This is a genomic window from Methylocella sp. CPCC 101449, from assembly GCF_031921685.1.
Taxonomy (GTDB): Bacteria; Pseudomonadota; Alphaproteobacteria; order Rhizobiales; family Beijerinckiaceae; genus Terripilifer.
The window spans coordinates 22,811-41,089 of sequence record NZ_JAPDHU010000002.1 but is presented as its reverse complement, the minus strand read 5'-3'; the positions used below and the strand labels follow the sequence as shown (position 1 = coordinate 41,089).

General features: G+C 60.0%; 18 protein-coding genes and 1 pseudogene. 8 read left to right on the top strand and 11 right to left on the bottom strand.

Annotated elements, in window-relative coordinates:
- Positions 1-123 precede the first annotated feature (123 nt).
- From OIM99_RS10865 to OIM99_RS10840, 6 genes are all read right to left on the bottom strand, one after another.
- Positions 124-996, bottom strand: coding sequence for a polysaccharide deacetylase family protein (locus OIM99_RS10865; RefSeq protein WP_311850428.1), 873 nt, complete (start codon positions 994-996; stop codon positions 124-126).
- Positions 997-1,010: 14 nt separating this feature from the next.
- Positions 1,011-1,562 (bottom strand): cupin domain-containing protein, encoded by a 552-nt coding sequence (locus OIM99_RS10860; protein WP_311850427.1) that lies wholly within the window; start codon positions 1,560-1,562, stop codon positions 1,011-1,013.
- A gap of 19 nt (positions 1,563-1,581) precedes the next feature.
- Positions 1,582-2,367 carry a polysaccharide deacetylase family protein gene (locus OIM99_RS10855; RefSeq protein ID WP_311850426.1) on the bottom strand — a complete coding sequence of 262 codons (786 nt, stop codon included), beginning with the start codon at positions 2,365-2,367 and terminating at the stop codon, positions 1,582-1,584.
- 80 nt (positions 2,368-2,447) lie between these two features.
- Entirely contained in the window at positions 2,448-3,911 is a 1,464-nt protein-coding gene (locus OIM99_RS10850) for an amidohydrolase (protein WP_311850425.1), read from the bottom strand.
- Positions 3,912-4,029: 118 nt separating this feature from the next.
- Entirely contained in the window at positions 4,030-5,142 is a 1,113-nt protein-coding gene (locus tag OIM99_RS10845) for a LysR family transcriptional regulator (RefSeq protein ID WP_311850424.1), read from the bottom strand.
- Positions 5,143-5,278: 136 nt separating this feature from the next.
- Complete coding sequence (locus OIM99_RS10840; RefSeq protein ID WP_311850423.1) at positions 5,279-6,031, bottom strand: SDR family NAD(P)-dependent oxidoreductase; 753 nt, start codon at positions 6,029-6,031, stop codon at positions 5,279-5,281.
- Positions 6,032-6,168: 137 nt separating this feature from the next.
- On the opposite strand from OIM99_RS10840, the gene OIM99_RS10835 reads away from it, so the two are divergent.
- Both OIM99_RS10835 and OIM99_RS10830 read left to right on the top strand, forming a co-directional pair.
- Positions 6,169-7,512: an aspartate aminotransferase family protein gene (locus tag OIM99_RS10835; protein WP_311850422.1), complete on the top strand. Its 1,344-nt coding sequence runs from the start codon at positions 6,169-6,171 to the stop codon at positions 7,510-7,512.
- A 101-nt stretch (positions 7,513-7,613) separates the two neighbouring features.
- Complete coding sequence (locus OIM99_RS10830; protein ID WP_311850421.1) at positions 7,614-8,741, top strand: LLM class flavin-dependent oxidoreductase; 1,128 nt, start codon at positions 7,614-7,616, stop codon at positions 8,739-8,741.
- A 13-nt stretch (positions 8,742-8,754) separates the two neighbouring features.
- Here the strand turns inward: OIM99_RS10830 and OIM99_RS10825 are convergent, their stop codons facing one another.
- Positions 8,755-9,729 (bottom strand): tripartite tricarboxylate transporter substrate binding protein, encoded by a 975-nt coding sequence (locus OIM99_RS10825; protein WP_311850420.1) that lies wholly within the window; start codon positions 9,727-9,729, stop codon positions 8,755-8,757.
- 53 nt (positions 9,730-9,782) lie between these two features.
- Positions 9,783-10,838 (bottom strand): hypothetical protein, encoded by a 1,056-nt coding sequence (locus OIM99_RS10820; protein WP_311850419.1) that lies wholly within the window; start codon positions 10,836-10,838, stop codon positions 9,783-9,785.
- Between the two features lie 87 nt (positions 10,839-10,925).
- Between OIM99_RS10820 and OIM99_RS10815 the strand changes: the two genes are divergently transcribed.
- On the top strand, positions 10,926-11,705 hold the full coding sequence (locus tag OIM99_RS10815) for a helix-turn-helix domain-containing protein (RefSeq protein ID WP_311850418.1): 780 nt from the start codon (positions 10,926-10,928) through the stop codon (positions 11,703-11,705).
- Positions 11,706-11,742: 37 nt separating this feature from the next.
- Here OIM99_RS10815 and OIM99_RS10810 read toward each other — a convergent pair whose 3' ends face one another.
- The gene (locus OIM99_RS10810) at positions 11,743-12,048 is read right to left on the bottom strand and encodes a hypothetical protein (RefSeq protein WP_311850417.1); all 306 of its coding nucleotides are present in this window, start codon (positions 12,046-12,048) and stop codon (positions 11,743-11,745) included.
- On the opposite strand from OIM99_RS10810, the gene OIM99_RS10805 reads away from it, so the two are divergent.
- From OIM99_RS10805 to OIM99_RS27855, 5 genes are all read left to right on the top strand, one after another.
- Entirely contained in the window at positions 12,047-13,282 is a 1,236-nt protein-coding gene (locus tag OIM99_RS10805) for an ATP-grasp domain-containing protein (RefSeq protein WP_311850416.1), read from the top strand. The genes OIM99_RS10810 and OIM99_RS10805 overlap by 2 nt on opposite strands.
- Before the next feature lie 2 nt (positions 13,283-13,284).
- The gene (locus OIM99_RS10800; RefSeq protein WP_311850415.1) at positions 13,285-14,487 is read left to right on the top strand and encodes an NAD(P)-binding domain-containing protein; all 1,203 of its coding nucleotides are present in this window, start codon (positions 13,285-13,287) and stop codon (positions 14,485-14,487) included.
- Positions 14,484-15,281, top strand: a complete 798-nt coding sequence (locus OIM99_RS10795; RefSeq protein WP_311850414.1) for a thioesterase domain-containing protein — start codon at positions 14,484-14,486, stop codon at positions 15,279-15,281. Before OIM99_RS10800 ends, OIM99_RS10795 begins: the two co-directional genes overlap by 4 nt.
- 385 nt (positions 15,282-15,666) lie before the next feature.
- Complete coding sequence (locus OIM99_RS10790) at positions 15,667-16,596, top strand: integrase arm-type DNA-binding domain-containing protein (protein ID WP_311850413.1); 930 nt, start codon at positions 15,667-15,669, stop codon at positions 16,594-16,596.
- Positions 16,597-16,605: 9 nt separating this feature from the next.
- On the top strand, positions 16,606-16,842 hold the full coding sequence (locus OIM99_RS27855) for a tyrosine-type recombinase/integrase (RefSeq protein ID WP_409371529.1): 237 nt from the start codon (positions 16,606-16,608) through the stop codon (positions 16,840-16,842).
- 137 nt (positions 16,843-16,979) lie between these two features.
- On the opposite strand, the pseudogene OIM99_RS10785 reads toward OIM99_RS27855, so the two are convergent.
- Together OIM99_RS10785 and OIM99_RS10780 are read right to left on the bottom strand one after the other, a co-directional pair.
- Positions 16,980-17,315 (bottom strand): annotated as a pseudogene (locus tag OIM99_RS10785) (FCD domain-containing protein); the annotation flags it as partial.
- Positions 17,316-17,517: 202 nt separating this feature from the next.
- Complete coding sequence (locus OIM99_RS10780; protein ID WP_311850412.1) at positions 17,518-18,171, bottom strand: response regulator transcription factor; 654 nt, start codon at positions 18,169-18,171, stop codon at positions 17,518-17,520.
- Positions 18,172-18,279: the final 108 nt, after the last annotated feature.

Here is an 18,279-nt window from a genome sequence, read left to right as displayed (position 1 = left end):
TCCCTCGTCTTTTTGGCCTCAAACCTGCTCATACGCGCCATGGTTGCGGTTCCGAACGAAAATTCTTCATCAAGTCGATCATGCGGTGTGTTCGGCAACAACAGAAAAGAAGTCGGCACAGCCTCAACCAGCCGTTAAACGCCCTGCCTCTTTTTCACGCTGCAATGCCCACTCGGCGATATCGCGACTGCGCGTATAGTAGACACCGTCGTGCTGGCGCACGTAATCGAGACAGCGCCGAATGGTGTTCGCCATAGTGGGCCGGCCGGCCATATGGCTGTGCAACGTGATGCTCAGCCATTTGGGAGCGCCCTCCTGCCCCTCTCGATAGAGCTGATTGAAGGTTTCTTTGAAGTTTTCCAAGAACACCGACGTGGGGTTACTCGGGAAAATCCACGCAGCAATGTCATTGGTGAAAATATTGGTGCGCGGCAGCGTAACAAAGGGGCCGGACTTAGTCTGTTGCACGAACGGCAAGTCATCGCTGGCATCGTCGCCGACCCAGATATAGCCCTGCTCCGCCAAAAGCTCATTGGTCACATCCGACCCGCTGGAGCCCGGACTGGTCCAACCGACCGGGCGAATGCCCCCGGTGGTTTCGGTGAGAATGGCCGTGCAGCGGGCAATCTCCGCCCGCTCCTGATCAGGCGTCGCATCCTTGGCATAGACGTCATTCGCCCAACCATGCCCCAGCACTTCGTGGCCATCCTGCGCGAAAGTGCGAATGATATCGGGATGCCGTTCAGCCGCCAGACCATTGGCCGAGATCGACGACTTCAGGCCGAATTCGTCGAGAATGTTCATGAGGCGCCAGATACCGGCCTTCCAGCCGTAATCGCCATAAGACAGGGAGAATCGATCGAGCTGACCACGGCTGGCGACGAAATTGACCTGACTTTGCTTCTCGAAGGCTTCGAACGGAACGCCGATGGAGAAGGCGATCTTCTCCTGACCGGGCCAGCTCCATTCGCGCGGAAATCGGGGACGCTTTGCCATGAATGCTCCTGGAATTAGAACGTCGGTGGCGTGCAGGCGCTGATCACCTCGCACGGTTCGGCGCCAACGCAGCGAAACCGATGCGGTCGCCGGCTTTCGAAAGAATAGGCATCGCCGGGGCCGAGCACGCAGCGCTCGCCATCGACGGTCACTTCGAGTTGCCCGCGAATGACAACCCCGCCCTCTTCGCCATCATGCTGCAAGGGCACCGATCCAGTATCGGCACCCGGCTGATAGGTCTCCTTCAGGATCTGCAGCATGTTGCCGTTCGAATAGGAGCCGACCTGACGGTAGGAGATATCGCCTTTGCCGATTTCGACCAGTTCACTGGCACGATAGAATGCCTGGTGCTCGTCGGCGGGAGCCGTCACGGAAAAAAACTCGGCAAGCCCCATGGGAATGCCGTCGAGCACCCGCTTAAGCGCGCCCACCGAGGGGTTGACCTCATTGGATTCAATCATCGCAATGGTTGAGCTCGTCACTCCCGCGCGCTTCGCCAGAAGGCGTTGCGACATTTTCTTTTGGGTGCGGACGAACCGAAGGCGTTCGCCGACATCGACTGTCATTGTTTCGCTCCCTGCGCCCTCAGCCTTCCCGCTTCAGCGTCCATTCCGCGATGTCGCGCTTGCGGGCAAACCAGACATTTTCATGCTGCTTGGCATAGGCGATGCATTTACGGATGGTCGGGATCAGGGTTGGTCGCCCGGCCATATGAGCGTGCAATACGATCTCGATCCATTTCGGATGACCGCGCTGGCCTTCCGCATAAAGCTCGTCGAACGTGTCCTTGAACTGCTCCCAGATCACCGACGGCGGGTTCTTGCCGGCAATCCAGATGCTGAGATCATTGGTCGGCGTATTGACGCGCGGCAGCAGCACCATCGGGCCGCCGGTGGTGGTCTTTACATAAGGCAGATCGTCGTCGGCCTCATCGCCATTCCACAGATAGCCCTCGGCCGCGAGGAAATTGAGTGTATTGCTGGAGCCGGCACTGCCCGGGCTTGTCCACCCGACAGGGCGCACGCCAGCGGCATCGGTGATCGCCTTCGTTACGCGACGGATTTCTTCCAGCTCCTGTTCCGGATCGCTGTCATTGGTGAGCATGTCGTTTTCCCAGCCATGACCGACGGGTTCGTGGCCGGCGTCGGCGACAGCGCGGATCTGATCGGGGTAAAGCTCGGCGGCCTTGCCGTTGATCGACATGCTCGCCTTCAGACCCGTCTCATCCAGAAGATCGAGAATGCGATAGACGCCTGCCTTGGCGCCGTAGCGGGCGTAGGAGAGAGAAAAGTGATCGACCTGTCCCGGTCGGCCTTCCTGCGTATATTGGCTTTTGAAACGAAAGGCCTCAAGCGCGAGGTTGATGCTCATCGCAATCCTTGCCTGGTTCGGCCATTCCCACTTTCTGGGATAACGCATGGGATTGGACGACATCGATATTCCTCTCACGTTTATAGAGTGAAGACAGGCTCCTGCCTGAGGTAATGAGCTTCCATCTCCGGACGAAATTTCTCCATCAGGGCGCGGTTGAGATCAGCCGGCGCGCGCTGTCCGGACGGAAGCAGCGGCGCATAGACTGTGTCGCCAATCTCCTGCTTGAAACTGCGCTTGGTCTGGGCCACGAGATCGCGGTCTTGCAGATAGTCGATGACCGCGCCCGACAGGGCTTTCGCGCCGGCAAGTCCGCCCTTATGGGCGATGGAGGTGGCCAGAGCGGCACCAGCACTCCAATGATGAAACGGCAAATGCGGCACATTGCCCGGAAACCAGATGCGTCCCATCGGCACTTTCCAGGAGACGTCGCCGCAATCGTTGGATGCCGCGATCTGGACCGCCGGTCCTTTGAACGGCGTCACCGCGGGGCGCAGGCCCATTACCGCGACTTTCGCCTGACGCTGCAAGGCTCGGGCAAAATCCTGCTCAGTCTCGGTCCAGACCGGCATACCGACCGCTTCGACATTGCGCTGGATCACCTCGGCAATCGTCTGATTGAGCCGAACCGGCCAGACAGCGGCGCGAACATCGACGCTGAGTTCGCAATTGGCCATGAGCGCCGCGCCCTGCGCGATCTGCTGAGCGCGCTCGAAGAGAAGCCGTGCGCCCTCCGCCGTCGGATCGCGAAAATACCACCAGCAGGCGGCAATTGCAGGAATGACATTGGGCTGTTCGCCGCCCTTGGTGATGACGCGATGGGCCGTCATCGTCGGCTTCATATGTTCGCGGTGTTGTGCCAGCCCCATATCCATCAGAACGACTGCATCCAGCGCGTCGCGTCCCTTCCAGGGCGCAACCGCGGCATGGGCGGCCTCGCCACGAAAGGTGAATTCAGCCGAGACGGCGGCACTCTGCATCATGCCGTAGTCGGTACCGAACTCATCGAGGATATGATCGTGAAAGGCCAGATCGACATCGTCAAAAAGACCGTCGCGCACGAAATAGGGCCGGCTCAGCAATTGTTCTTCGGCTGATGCTCCGAAGATTTTCAAAGTACCCGGCAGGCCGAATTTTTCCATGGCGTAGCGGATCGCCAAAGCGGAGGCGATCATGACGGCAGCGTTGGTATTGTGCCCTTCGCAATGTCCAGGTGCGCCCGCGACGATCTCCGCCCGTTCCGTCACGCCGGACTTCTGGCTGTTCGACGGATTGGCGTCATATTCCGTGTGGATGGCGATGACCGGCTCACCCTTGCCATAGGTGGCCAGAAACGAGGTCGCGAAACCGGATATGCCCTTCTGGACGTGAAAACCGTGCTGTTCGAGTAGCGACGTCATCAGCCCGGCGGTGCGCGTTTCCTGCACACCAAGCTCACCGAAATAAAAGATGGAATCATTCAGGGTGATGAAGGCACGCTCGTTGCGAGCCACGAAATCGATTGCGAACTCTTTTGCCGATCCGGATGTCGCAACAGGCACCACGCCGCCCTCTTGAACCATTGCCTTGGTTCAATCACGGCACCTCCAGCGCAACAATGGAAAAGAAGTTTCGAGCGGCCTAACCAAATGTCATGCAAGGCCGCTCAGGGACCTGAAAGTGTCAGGCAGATTCACTGAGCGCGGTCTTGCGCTGACGACCACGACGAGTGGCGGCCGGCGCGGCATGAGCCTGCTGGCGAACGCCCTGCACGGCCTCGAAACGCCAGGCCTCACCGCGCAATGGCTTCAGCAAGCCTTCTTCCTCCTCCTGGCGCTGCAATTCGTCGGCCTGAAGCAGTTCCAAAGCCATATCGCGGAAGCGCCGCGCGGCAGGCGGCATGGCGGTGTTCGCCCGCCACATCAAACAGACGGAATCAGGCGCGCCGATTGGTGGCGTGTTGAGAACCCGGGCGATGCCGCGAATTTCAAGCTGCGCCGCCACGCCTTCCGGCAGGATCGTCAGGAAATCGCCCGACTGAAACAGGCTCATCGTCAGCAACAGACATTGCGTCTCGATCAGATTGGTTGGGAAGGGAAGCTGATGACGCGACAGTTCAGCCGCCAGATGCTCGCGACCGTAGCGGCCAACAAACCCTTCAGGAATCAGCACCCAGGCCTGTTTCGCCAGCTCGGCCCATGAGGGCTTGCGTTCATTGGCCAAGGGATGATTGGGGCTGGCGACAATCAGCATGCGATCGCTCAACACTTGATGTGCTTCAAAACCCGCGCCCGCCGCCGTCGCATCGAAACGCCCATAAAGCAGCGAGATCGTGCCTTTCGACAAACGCTCCATCAAGGTCTCGAGATCGGTGTCGACCAGTTGCACGGTCACGTTGGGATGCGCTTTCTTGAAAGCGGCGGTGACGCGCGACAGAAACGGCTGACCGGAAATGGTGCGCGTGCCGAGGGTCAACACGCCGCCCATGCCGGACTTCATCAGCGCGAATTCCTCGCTGAGGCATTCGAGTTCCGCCACGATGCGGCGGGCCGACTGCAGCACGCATTGGCCGACTTCGGTCACTTCCAGGCGGTGGCCGTGCCATTCGAACAATGGCGTGCCAATGCCCTTCTCGATTTCACTGCGGGTCTTGGAAACAGCCGCCTGGCTGATGCACAGGCGATCGGCCGTGCGGGTAATGCTGCGCTCCTCGTCCAGCGCCAGGATCAGCCGCAAATGACGCAGGCTGACGCGCTGACGCAGGAACTTCATCGCCATCGGGGGGACTTCGGCCATCTGGACCACCTTCTTATGACGGGGGAAATGTTAACCCGTTGTAGGTTCCAGTCCAGCCCGATTTTACTTTTGGTCATGCCCGGATTTGATGCATCTGCCCGCGAAGCAGCCAAGTCCGAGCTGACCTGCCCCCGGACTAGCGGCCGCCATCGACCAGAATGACTTGGCCGGTCAGCCAGGAGGCGTGATCGGACGCCAGGAAAAGGGTCGTGCTGGCGATGTCATCGGGCCGGCCGATGCGCCGCATGAACGTGTTCTCGACATGGGCTTTTTGCGCTTCGGGGCTGTAGCGCTCCCAATCGGCTTTGGTGAAAGCGTTGGAGAGAACGAAGCCCGGCGCGACGCTGTTGACCGTGATGCCGAATGGCCCAAGCTCCATAGCCATCTGGCGCGTCAGGCCGACGATGGCATGTTTGGCGGCCGTATAAGGATGCAGCTTGGTGCGGGACGCCGCCACCCCGGCACCCGAACTCATATTGACGATACGGCCGGAACCGGCCCGCTTCATCGCGGGAACCACGGCTCGACTGACGGCAAAGGCGATGCGCGGATTGCGAGCCATCACCGCATCCCATTCGCTGTCGGTCACCTCCTCCAGCGGACGCGGCACGGCGTGGGCGAAGCCGCCGGCATTGTTGATCAAAATATCGATGGCGCGGCCAGTTTCCTGCTCGATGTCGCCGATCCAGGCCCGCAGCGCCTTATCGTCGGTCAGATCTACGGTCCGCACGTGGGCGCCTTTCGCGGCAATGCTTTCCAATCCATCGGGATCGATGTCGCAGCAATAGAGATTGGCGCCACTCTCGATGAACCGTTCGGAGATGCAGCGCCCGAGCCCGTCGCGCGCGCCCGTCACGACCACCGTCCTGTTATCGAACCGAATCTCCATTGGCATTCCTTCAAACCCATCTGCGGTAGCCTTCACTATGCACACCGCCGCGTCGAAGTGATTTGAATTTTGGTCGCGAGGGCCGCAACCAAAGATCAAATCACTTTCCGGCGCATCTCCGGCATAAGGGCGACAGCATGAATGATTGGAGACCGCCGATGCGCGTGATGCCGAACGATCTTGACGCCTACTGGATGCCGTTCACGGCCAACCGTCAGTTCAAACAAGCGCCGCGCATGCTCGTCTCGGCCAAGGGCATGTACTACCGCTCGGATGATGACCGGCCAATTCTCGACGGTACATCGGGGTTGTGGTGCGTCAACGCCGGCCATGGCCGGCTTGAGATCGCCGAGGCCGTGAAGGCGCAATTGGCGCGTCTTGACTATGCGCCATCGTTTCAGATGGGTCATCCGATTGCGTTCGAGGCCGCCGCAAAGCTACGGCAAATTCTGCCGGAAGGACTGAGCCACGTTTTCTTCGCCAATTCCGGATCCGAGTCCGTCGACAGCGCGTTGAAGATCGCGCTCGCCTATCATCAGCTCCGCGGCGAGGGCCGCCGCACCCGCCTGATCGGCCGCGAACGCGGCTATCATGGCGTTGGCTTCGGCGGCATTTCGGTGGGCGGCCTTGCTGGCAATCGCCGGCAGTTCGCACTTCTGCCGAATGTCGATCACCTGCCCCACACGCATGATCTGGAGAAGAATGCCTTCAGCCGCGGCCTGCCCGCATGGGGTGCGCATCTGGCCGACGATCTTGAGCGGCTGGTTGCTCTGCATGATCCCTCGACCATTGCCGCCGTGATCGTCGAACCCATGGCCGGATCGGCCGGCGTTCTCCTGCCGCCCAAGGGCTATCTGGAACGGTTGCGCGCGATCTGCTCGAAATACGGCATTCTTCTCATCTTCGATGAAGTGATCACCGGCTTCGGCCGCTTGGGCGGTCCTGCGTTTGCCGCCGAAAAATTCGGCGTCAAACCCGATATGATCACCATGGCCAAGGGCCTGACCAATGGCACGATCCCCATGGGCGCTGTCGCCACGAGCGATGACATCTACCGCACGTTCATGGATCAGAAAGACAATCCCGCTGCCATCGAATTGGCGCACGGTTATACCTATTCCGGCCATCCGGTCGCCTGTGCCGCGGCCATCGCGACGATCGATACTTATCAACGAGAGAAGCTTTTCGAGCGGGCGGAAACTATGGCACCGGCTTTCGAGAAGGCGGCCCATGGCTTGCGCGATGCGCCGCATGTCATCGACATCCGCAATATGGGTCTTGTCACTGGCATCGAACTGGCTCCACGTTCTGGTCAGCCTGGCGCACGCGCTTACGAAACCTTCGTGCACAGCTTCGAAAACGGCACGCTGATCCGCGTGACCGGCGATATCATCGCCTTGTCGCCGCCATTGATCATTTCAGAAAGCCAGATCGACGATCTTTTCGGGGCCGTCCGCGCAGCGCTGAACACCGTGGCGTGAAGTGGGCCACCTTTGGTTAAACGAGCATAACTAACGGCAAATAGGCGGGCGCAGTCGTCTCTTGTAGCTTTCCTTTCTCAGCAAATGAGGGTGAGACTGGTATGGAGTGGACCGCGCGATCTGCCACGGCAGGACAACGGAAACAGCGCCGCCGCGACGGCACGCTGAGAATCGGCGCCTTCTGGCCCTATTCCAGAACGCTTCTACCTTCGCTGGAAATCGCGCGACAGAATCCAGACGTCTTGGAGCTGGACAGCCATATCCTTTTTGCGCAAACCATCGAGAATATCGGCCTGGATTTCGCTTTGATCGCTGACGGTTATGCACCGGCATCGGAAGCCGTCTCGCGGACCGGCTTTCAGGATCCGTCGACCAATGCGACGATCCTCTCCGTGCCGTTGTTTCTCGCTACTCAGCATCTCGGCATCATTTCGACGATGCACACGACTTTCCTGCATCCCGTGGTGATCGCCCGGCTCGGCTCTCACCTGGATTGGATCAGCGGCGGCCGCTGGGGCTGGAACATCGTCAACGGCTTCCGCGATCACGAAGCTCGCCTCTTCGGCTTCGACAAGAAGGTAGACGGCTATGCTCTGGCGCAAGAGGCCGTCGATATCGCCGGCGCCTTGTGGCAGCGCACGCCCGAGGCCGTCTCCTATGAAGGCAAATATTTCAAGGTTGACGGCAAGATGCGCCGGCCTGTCCCGCAGATGCTGCCGTTGCTCGTCAGCGCCGCGGCCTCCACTCAAGGGCTCGCCTTCGCGGCCGCGAATTGCGACTATCTGTTTACATCGTCCTTGACTAAGCCCGTCGTCCAGGAGACAGCGGGCACCCTGCGCAAGAATGCGGAACAAACCGGCAGAGAGCCACCGCGCATACTTATTCTCTGCGACTTGCTTATTCGCGATACGCCGGGCACCGCACAGCAGACCTTCGCCGATCTACTCGGCTCGACCGATCCGGAAGCGCAGAAGACCTGGGCCTCGCATCTCTCGAAGATCGGCGATACACGCCCCAACGCAGCCGAGATCATGTCGCTCGTTGGAACGCCCGACGAAATCGCCGAACAAATCATCGAGCTGCATCGCGACTGCGATCTGATGGGCGGATTCGCGTTCCGCATGCTGTTGTGGGGACCGGAGGAGGCGAAACGCCTCGCACCGGTACTCTCGCAATTGCAGAAGGCCGGCATCTGGACGCCGCCCGCCAGCCGCGATCATTCATGGTAGCGGCGTAAAGCAGCTAATTTGCGCGGATGTTGAGTGGTTTCACCAAGGCGCCCCAGCGCTCATATTCGGACCGATAATATCGCGCGAAGTCATCACCGAACTTGTCGCCGACGATGAGCGCCAACGGGTCATAACGTTTCTTCACGTTCGGGCTTTGGATCGCCACTTTGAGGTCGCTGGCCAGCCTCTTGACGATTGGCCCTGGCGTATTGGAGCGGACGAAGAAACCATACCAGAGCGAGACCTCGATATTATAGCCCGCTTCCTTGAAGGTCGGGACATTCGGCAGCATGTCGAGCCGCTTCGCCGTCGTGACCGCCAGAGCGCGCAGTTTGCCACTTTCGATCTGTGACCGCACGAGGCCGACGTCGGGCACCATGACCGTCAGCTCCCCCGCCTGCACATCGCTCACGGCTGGCGCAGTTCCTTTATAGGGAACGTGGGTGAACTGCACGCCGGCTTCCTTGCCGAGGAGAAACATCGTGATCGCGTAAGAAGAGCCGATGCCGGCCGAGCCAAATGTCACCTTGCCTGGATGGCTCTTCGCGTAGGTAATCAATTCCGCCAGATCCTTGACGGGTGTCTTTTCGGGATTGACCACTAGAACGAGCGGCATCGACCCCGCCTCGGCGATCGGCGTCCAGGCTTTCAGGGAATCAAACGGCATGTCGTCCATGACGAACGGATTGATCGTCGTCGTGCCCATCGTCCCGAACCACAAAGTATGACCATCCGCCGGTTGGCCCAGCGCCGAATTGGCCGAGACCAATCCGCTACCGCCCGACCGGTTCTCAACCACCACGGGCTTTCCAAGGCGCGGCGTAAGTTCATCGGCGATGACACGCGGCATCAGATCGGACGTGCTCCCCGGCGTGCCCGGAGTGATGATCGTTACCTGCTTGGTTGGATAGTCTTGTGCCTGTCCTTGCGCTTGTCCGTAGGCCGCCGCGATCAAAGCGAAGAGCCCTACATAAATACATGTCTTCATCGTCTCTTCCTCCCCAGGACAACGATGCCGCTAAGACCTCCGCACCTCGGGCATCACCCGTGGAGAAGGCGTAACGCATCGAGATGCTGCTGACGGATCGCCGGCAATTGCGAGGGATTGAGGCGACCGAATCCGCAATAAGCGGCGACGCCGAAATCAGGCACCAATTTCCTCACGATCGCGAGGCGGGCCGGATAGCTCTCCATGCTGTGCACCATGCCAAGGAAAACACGTGCGCCATTCGGTTGGAGCTCGCGCAAGGGCGCGTAGAAGGCCTCGTCCGTGCGTGCCAGGAGTGGGATATGTATCCAGCCGACCGGACGAGCGGCCGCGCGAATGAAAGCATTCGCCATCATAACGGCGCCCGAAATGTCCTCCGGCTCGAAACGCGGCCAGCCTCCAAGGGTACCGAAGCACATATGGAAGCCCACCATGACCTCATGCGGGATCCAGGATAGCAAGGCTTGGATCTGCGGCGTGTTGCGATCGATGGCGGTTGCCGCCGGCTGCCCGGCGATAGCGCCATAGGCATCCTGCACTTCGCTCGCGCAATCGAGCTGAATGGCCAGATCATGCGCTGGAATGTGGCGGACGATGGTCTCCAATTCGGCTTTCAAGGCTTCGACATAGCCGCGCCGCACTTTCTCGACGTCATCCTGATCGGGAAATATTCGGTAAGGCACCGCGCTGTTGACCGAAGGCACCGACACCTGAAAGCGCATACCGGCGGGATATAGCCCTTCCGCGCGCAGAGCCTTGAAGATGAAATAGGAGTTGATCGCATCGCGGGCATAACCCAGACGCCATCCCTTGTCGCCGAACGCGACTGTCTCGATCCCATCGCGCACCTTGAATTGCCAGCTGTCGCCAGCATCGCGGGGATGAAGACGTTCAACGCCGCCTTCCTTCGCAGGCTGTCGCACGGTTTCGAGATCGGGATGGTTGGCAAACACCGCATAATGAACGCGGCTGATCCAATGGCTGCGCGGACCGACTTCACCGTCCGGCATCGCCACCAGAGACGAGGCCAGCGCCGGGCCGAATTCCCTGAACACCTTTTCGTTCGTGTCATAGGGAATGCTTCCGACCAGCAATATCTCCGCAGCCATGAACGTCCTCCACTTGAATAGGTTTTTTACCTATAGTAAAATTGATTTATCTAAAGGTGAAATAAAACAGATAGGATGTCAAACCATATGGCGAACGACGAGGCGCGAGGGATCGGGTCACTGGAGAACGGTCTCGCCATCCTGCGTCTGCTGCGGGATGAGCCCGGCCCGATTGCACTGGGTGATCTGTCCGACAAATGCGGGATGGCGCCTAGCAAATTGCATCGCTATTGCATCAGCCTGGTGCGCGCGGGCTTTGCTGTACAAGAAGGCCGCGGTTCCTATCGCTACGCGGACGGATCGAGCGCACAGGTCTCGGCCAAAGCGATCGCGCTTGAAGTCATTCGAGAACGTCTCCCGCAGTTCGTGAAAGAGGTCGGCCACACGACCTTCGTTTCCGAATGGCAAGAAGCCGGGCCGAAGATTCTGCATGTGGAAGAATCGGATGAGCCGATCTCCGTCCGGCCGAAGCAGGCCGGGCATCTCGCCGCTTTCACTTCGTCGACAGGCAAGCTGTTCCTATCGCGCCTGCCGGAAGAGAAAATGCTGGCTTTCATCGCGAAGGAGCAGAAGCGCTTGCGCGCCTTGGGCCATACGCCCCGCGCGCTTTCAGCCATGCGAATAAATTTTCTCAATCGGCTCGATAGTCTTCAGCGTTCGCCGCTCGCCTTCACCGATGGCGACCACATCAAGGGCATCAGTTCGATGACGGGAATGGTGGACAGCGGCGGTCTGGCGCCGCTTCTTGCGGTGACCGTGTTCGGGATATCGGAAACCTTCACGACGCAGCCCGAGAGCAAGGGCGCAAAAACCCTGCTTCGCTTTGTTCATGACAATGCTCAGAGGATTCGAGCCAGGATAAAATAAGGTCCCTATCCAAGGCCGCTGATCTGAAACTAGCACTTTAAGTGGTGAGAGCGCTGGGCCTCGAACCCAAAGCCTTTCTCAGGTCCGAAGGTGCTCGAAGAGCGTTTTCGCTCGGAAAGCGATAGATCTTCTTGTCCGCGCAACCGGTTGCGCTTTTCAATTGGACGCAGGATAGCGTGAACCGGCTGAAATTATTCCCCGGAGCGCTGCGCCGCGGCGCGATAGTGGTGCGTTTATAGGGCAGCGTTCCACTTGCGAGGACGGTCGGCATGAGCGGACCCAATTTGAAGCGGCCCCCCGTTCTGTTGGGATCGGCATCCTCGGGGGGAACGATCGCGGCCATGCGCCACCTCGCCCGTTTCGGCGTTGGCGTCAACGTGATCGTCGACCACCCTTTTTGCGCGGCTGGTTGGTCGCGCTACGCCGGGCGCCGTTACGCCGGGCCGGTCGAAAGCGACAATATACGCTATCTCGATGGGCTGCTTGCGATCGGAAAGCGCGATCCCGGCCAGGTGCTGCTGCCGACTTCAGATGAATTGGTCTGGCTTTACACCTTCAACGCACCGCTCCTCGATCGCTATTTCCGCCTGTATCAGCCTCCGGTCGAGACAATCAAACGCATCCTCGACAAGGCGCTGCTTGAAAAGGCTGCAACAATCGCCGGCGTCGCGGTCCTGCCGAGCTGGGATCCGCAGAATACCGACGAACTCGCCGAATTGGCGCCGCATCTGCCGTATCCGGTGTTGATCAAGCCCCGCACCCATGTCCATCGCCTGCGAAACGACAAGGGCATGGTCGTGCATTCTCCGGACGAGCTCGCTGCGGAATATCCACGCTTCCTGGCTCGCGAGCGGCACGGCTTCGACGACACGGCGCGCGCGCCCGGCGCGGTGCGTCCGGTGATTCAGAAATTCGTCGATGTCGGGCGCGAAGGCGTGGTTTCCATCTCCGGCTTCATCGGACGGAGCGCCGATGTGTTCGTGACGCGACGTTCGACCAAAATCCTTCAGCGGTCGCGACCGGTGGGGGTGGGCGTCTGCTACGAGGCGTGCGCGGCCGATCCCGCACTGTCGCAGGCCGTCTGCCGCCTGTGTCGAGAACTCGGCTATTTTGGATTGTTCGAGGTCGAGTTCATCCTGCATGACGGCGCCTGGACGGTCATCGATTTCAATCCGCGCCTGTTCAACCAGATCGGCCTCGACCTGCGCCGTGGGCTGCCACTGCCGATGCTGGCGTATCTGGACGCCCTCGGCGAGACCGACGCGGTGCAAGCGCTTGCGGCCGAGGCGCAGCACGAGGACCCAACCGAAAAAACCGCTTTCTGTGACAATTTCACCCTTCATGCGATCCTGCTCGCGCAGACGCTCTGCATGCGGACACGTCTCGAGGATCTGGCGCACTGGCGACGCTGGGCGCGGCAAAACCGCGCGCACATGGTCCATTTTGCTTCCAATCGCCAAGATCCGATGCCGGGCATCGTCCATATCCTCTCCGAACTCTATCTCGGATTTAGGGCAGCGCCGCGCTTCGTGCGGACCATGCTCCCGTCCGCTCCCCCGATCGCGCGTGGGCTGTGACCATGAGCAGGCCATGCGTCGCGATCATAGGCTGCGGCCCTTACGGGCTGTCGCTCGCGAGCCATCTCGCAGCTCGCAATGTCGCGCACCGGATTTTCGGCCGGCCCATGGCCTTCTGGAGTCAGATCGCCCGTGCTGGGTCGCGACGCTATCTCAAGTCCTACTGCTTCGGCACGAACATCTCGTCGCCGCACCCGGGTTCGACATTCGCCGACTACAACGGACCGCGTGGCCTGGAGACATTCGAGCCGTGTTCCATCGAAAATTTTGCCTCATACGGCCTTTGGTTTCAGGAGCACAACGTCGATTGGACCGAGCCCGTGGACGTCGCGAACGTGTCCTGGCGTCGTCAGGGCTTCGTCCTGACGCTCGACAATGGTGAGGAGGTCGAGGCGTCGGATGTCATCGTCGCCACGGGACTCGCAAACTTCGCGAGGATGCCGCAGGCCTTGCAGGCGCTGCCTGGAACAGCCGCCATGCACAGCGCCTGGATCGAGAGTTTCGCTGCCTTCCAAGGCCTCGAAGTTGCAGTCATCGGTTCCGGCCAGTCCGCGCTCGAAGCGGCTGCCTTGCTCCGTGAAGCCGGTGCTGCGCCGCGATTGCTGATCCGCAAACCGTCGACCCTATGGATGATCCAGGGCAGCCGCACGCGGACGCCCTGGCAGCGGATCCGTTGGCCAATTTCCGCGCTGGGCGGCAGTCCGAAGGCATGGGCGTTGTCGCAGTTGCCCGGTGCGTTCCACCGGCTGCCACCCTGCTTGCGCGCGCGCTTCATTGAAAACCTGCTGCCACCAGAAGGGGCATGGTGGCTTCGTGAGCGGGTCGAGACACTCGTACCGGTCGAGCATGACACAACCGTCGTCGAGGCCCGGGAGAACGGCCATCGCGTATCGCTGCGCTTGCGGCAGGGCGGAAACAAAAGCGATCGCGAGTTGCTCGTGGATCGTGTGATCGCCGGCACGGGCTACGAGGTGAACGTCGCACGCATCCCGTTTCTGGAGCCCGATCTGCGTCGTGCCATTGCCCGGCAAGGCACCGCGCCACGGCTCGATGCGTCCTTCCAGTCCTCCGTCCCGGGCCTGCGCTTCGTCGGCCCCGCCTCGTCGATGAGCTTCGGCCCGGTGTTCCGGTTCGTCGCCGGCGCCGAGTACACCGCTCGCACGATCACCACGGCGTTGTCCCGCACCAGCGCGGCCTACACATGAACGCCGTGCGCCCGCCGATCATCGTCCTGCCGGGCGCGAGCGGCCATGCGCCAGATGGTGCATTGTTCTCTGCCGACGCGGCGGACCGGGATCGTGTCGTCGCGCTTCGTTATCCACCTTGGCAGAACCATGTCGACGCCGGACTCTCCGGAGAAGCACTGGTCGAAACTCTCACGGCGGAGATCCTGCGCCGTGCTCCTCAGATGCCGGTCGTACTCGTCGGTGTTTCGATCGGCGGCCATTTCGCCCATGCGACCGCTCTCCGTCTCGAAAGCCTAGGCCACGGTGTCGCGGGCTTGTGCATCATCGACGCCGGAACCATCACGGCAGCGCGATCAGCACAGTGGAAGGCGCGGCTGACCTCCCACGCGCTAGACCTCCTGCGGCGCGGACGTCCCGGCGCACTTGCACTCCACGCCCGGCATCTCGCCTGGCGCGGTTTGTTTCGCCTTGCCGGAGATGGATTGCCCGCGCTGGCGCGCGGTCACGCCGCGCCGCTTCATCGGATTGGCATGATCGATCCGACCTTTGCGGAAGAGTTGAGCATGCGGCTGCGAATCCGCATGGCGGCCACGTGGATGGGAAGCCTCGATGATCACCCCGCCGTTCTGCGAGCACCGACCGTTCTGTTGCGCACGCGCGTGACAACGTCGGCCGACAGCCTTTGGCGTAGACGCTGCCCCGACCTTCGCATCATCGATATTCCGGGCAATCACGAGACGCTGTTCGAGCCCAAGAATGCCGCTGCGTTGCGCACGGCCTTTCTTGCGGCAAGCGTGAATTGGACGAGGTGACGAACGGCGGGAATCCGCAGCGCGATCCGGCCTCCATGCGCCCGAAGCATCTAGTCGATTTCTATAATGAAACTAGCACCACGGAGGTGGTGAGCGCGCTGGGACTCGAACCCAGGACCTCCTGATTAAAGGAATCAATTCGGCCATTCCTTGGGTTTCTCCCAACATCTCCCAATTTCATTAAGTATTTGATTTTAATATTTTTTCTCCCTGGCGCCGTCCCTCGCTTCCCGTTAAACTCTCTCCCAGTTGGTCACCATTTGGTCACCACGGAGGTACGGAACAGGGAAATGCGCTCAACTGTTAAGCTTACGAAACGTATCGTCGAAACGGCCTCGACGACCGGCCGCCGATCTCTTCTCTGGGATAACGAATTACGCGGGGCGTGCGGATCGCAAATAGCGGCACGAAGACCTATTTCGTTCGATATCGAAGCAAAGCACCAGGCGCGGCTTCCGCCAGGCGGTTCGTGGTGATCGGCCGACATGGCGTCGTAACAACCGAAGAGGCTCGCAACAAAGCCCGAGCCCTCCTTAGCCAGGCGGCTCTAGGTGAAGATCCAGTCATCGAGCGCGAGAAGCAGAAAGCTGTAGCAACTGTCCGCGCTTTGGTTGATCTTTTTCTGACCCAACACGTGGAGGCAAAGAGAAAGCCGGGTACGTACCGTGGCTATCGATCGCTGCTCGAAAAGCACGTCGTCCCGGCACTCGGATCGCTAAGCGCCGAACACGTCACGCCGCAAAAAATATCCGAACTCCATCTCAAGATGCGCGGCACACCTCACCAAGCCAACCGGGTCCTTATGGTCCTGAAAAGCATGTACACATTTGCCGGCAAGCGTGGGCTCATCCCTCGACTTTGCAATCCAGGCCGCGATATCGAAAAATATCGTGAACAGGCACGCGAACGATTTCTCAATACCGAAGAACTTGGAAGGATCGGCGAGGCACTCCGTTTAGCTGAAACCACTGGTATCCCGTGGAAGCCGCCCGTAGGCACGCCGAGCAAGCATCGCGCAAAGCCTGAGAACCAACGGACGCTCCTGCCTGCCCCTGCCATACTGGCAATTCGCCTTCTGATCTTTACAGGCGCCCGCAAGAATGAGATCCTGACTTTGGAGTGGTCCCATGTTGATCTGGGCTGCGGCCTCTTGCTGCTGCCTGACAGCAAGACCGGCCGCAAGACGATTGTCTTGAACTCAGCGGCTCTCGATCTCCTTCGCAACGCACCACGTGATAGTCGTTTCGTTGTCCCCGGTGATATCGACGGTGCCAAGCGGACCGACCTCAAGAAGCCTTGGGCCACGATCTTATGATACGCGGAACTGGACGGCGTCAGGATTCATGATCTGCGCCACACATTCGCATCCTTCGGCGCGGGATCTAACCTCGGTTTACCGATTGTTGGGAAGCTCCTTGGCCATAAATCCACCGTTACAACCGCGCGCTACGCTCATCTCGATGTTGATCCGCTTAGACGCGGAACGGAAACGATTGGCAACGAACTGCAGTTCGCTCTTTCGGGACATCGTGCACAGGGGGGAACTGACACTCCCTCGTAGCCACCTCGAAGCAACGAGGCACGAAATCTACGCTTCCGCTCCCAATCAAAGCGCCTCCGTGAGAAACAATTAGTCCTATACCACTCGGCCCATCCACAACGGTTATTCAAGAGAAAATACTCCGATCATATCAAAGGCTACGGGGCGTCGGCGATCCAGCGCCAGGCCTTCTTCCAATTCGAATAATATGGGCGCGCATCCTCGATGCGCCCGGCCTCGCAATGGCCGATGAGATTATCGTGATGATCGTGCCAGCCGGCAAGCCCTGCCTGATTTTCGAACAGATTGACGATAAGGCTTGTGTGCGCCACCAGCAGTCGCACCTGTTCGGCAATGATGCGGTTACCCGACAGATCGGCCATGAGCACGTGGAAACCGCCGGAAAGATGGATCTCCTCGCGCACCCGGCCGGTCTCGCGCAAAGCCAATTCCTGATTGATGTTATCGCGCAATTTAGCCAAGGCCTTCGGCTCGCGCTGGCTGGCTGGCTGGCTGGCTGGCTGGCTGGCTGGCTGGCGGGCGCTTCCGTCGTGCCGGCTTCAATGGCAAGAGGCAATCGCTAGTCCGATTTCGTCGAAGAGTTTCGCCAACGTAGCATGTTCACCGCGCAATGCTATATGACGGGTGTCTGGCATTTCCTCGGCATTTGAGATGCCTGAGCGGTCGACGAGCAGCTCATATAATCCCGCGACGAACTGCTTCGATGGCGGCTTCTGCCCGCGATGAAATGTTGAGCTTACGATAGACGTTCTTGACGTAGCTTGCCACTGTATGTGGCGTTAGTCCGAGTGTTCGGGCTACCTCCGGTATGCGTAAACCTTTTCCGATCAGGGCTAGTACTTCTTGCTCCCGCGGTGTTAGCGCCTCTTGCTCTGCGATTGGGCCTAGTGACGTGCGCGCGAAATGAGACATGATTCGTCGCGCTACCGAGGGCGACAATGGTGGCTCGCCGGAATCGATGCGGTGCAGGTAGCGCAACATAGTGTCTTCGTGTTGGTCCTTCAAAAGGTAGCCTTGAGCGCCGGCAGCGATGGCTTCGAATAGATGCTGATCATCGTCGTAGATCGTAGTTACGATCGGGCTTAGTCCAGGATGATGGATAGAAATTTCTCGAACCAGATCGATTCCCGATCCGTCCGGCAGACCAAGGTCGATGAGCGCAATATCAAGGGGTCCCCCCTCCGTAAGGCGTTTCATTTGGCCGCGCAGGTGAGAGCGAGCTACCGAAAGCGAGGGAGCCTCGCGCACCACAATTCCACGGAATGCGGCTTTCAGCGTACCTACAAGCCAGCGCCGGGTATCGGGCCTGTCTTCGACGACAAGGCCCATTCGATCAGCCGGAGGATGCGAAAGTGAATGGTCATGGGTTGAGGAAGTAAGAACACGAGCTTTACACGATAGGCCGCTGTGGGTTGGGTCGCCACCCCGTGATCGAGG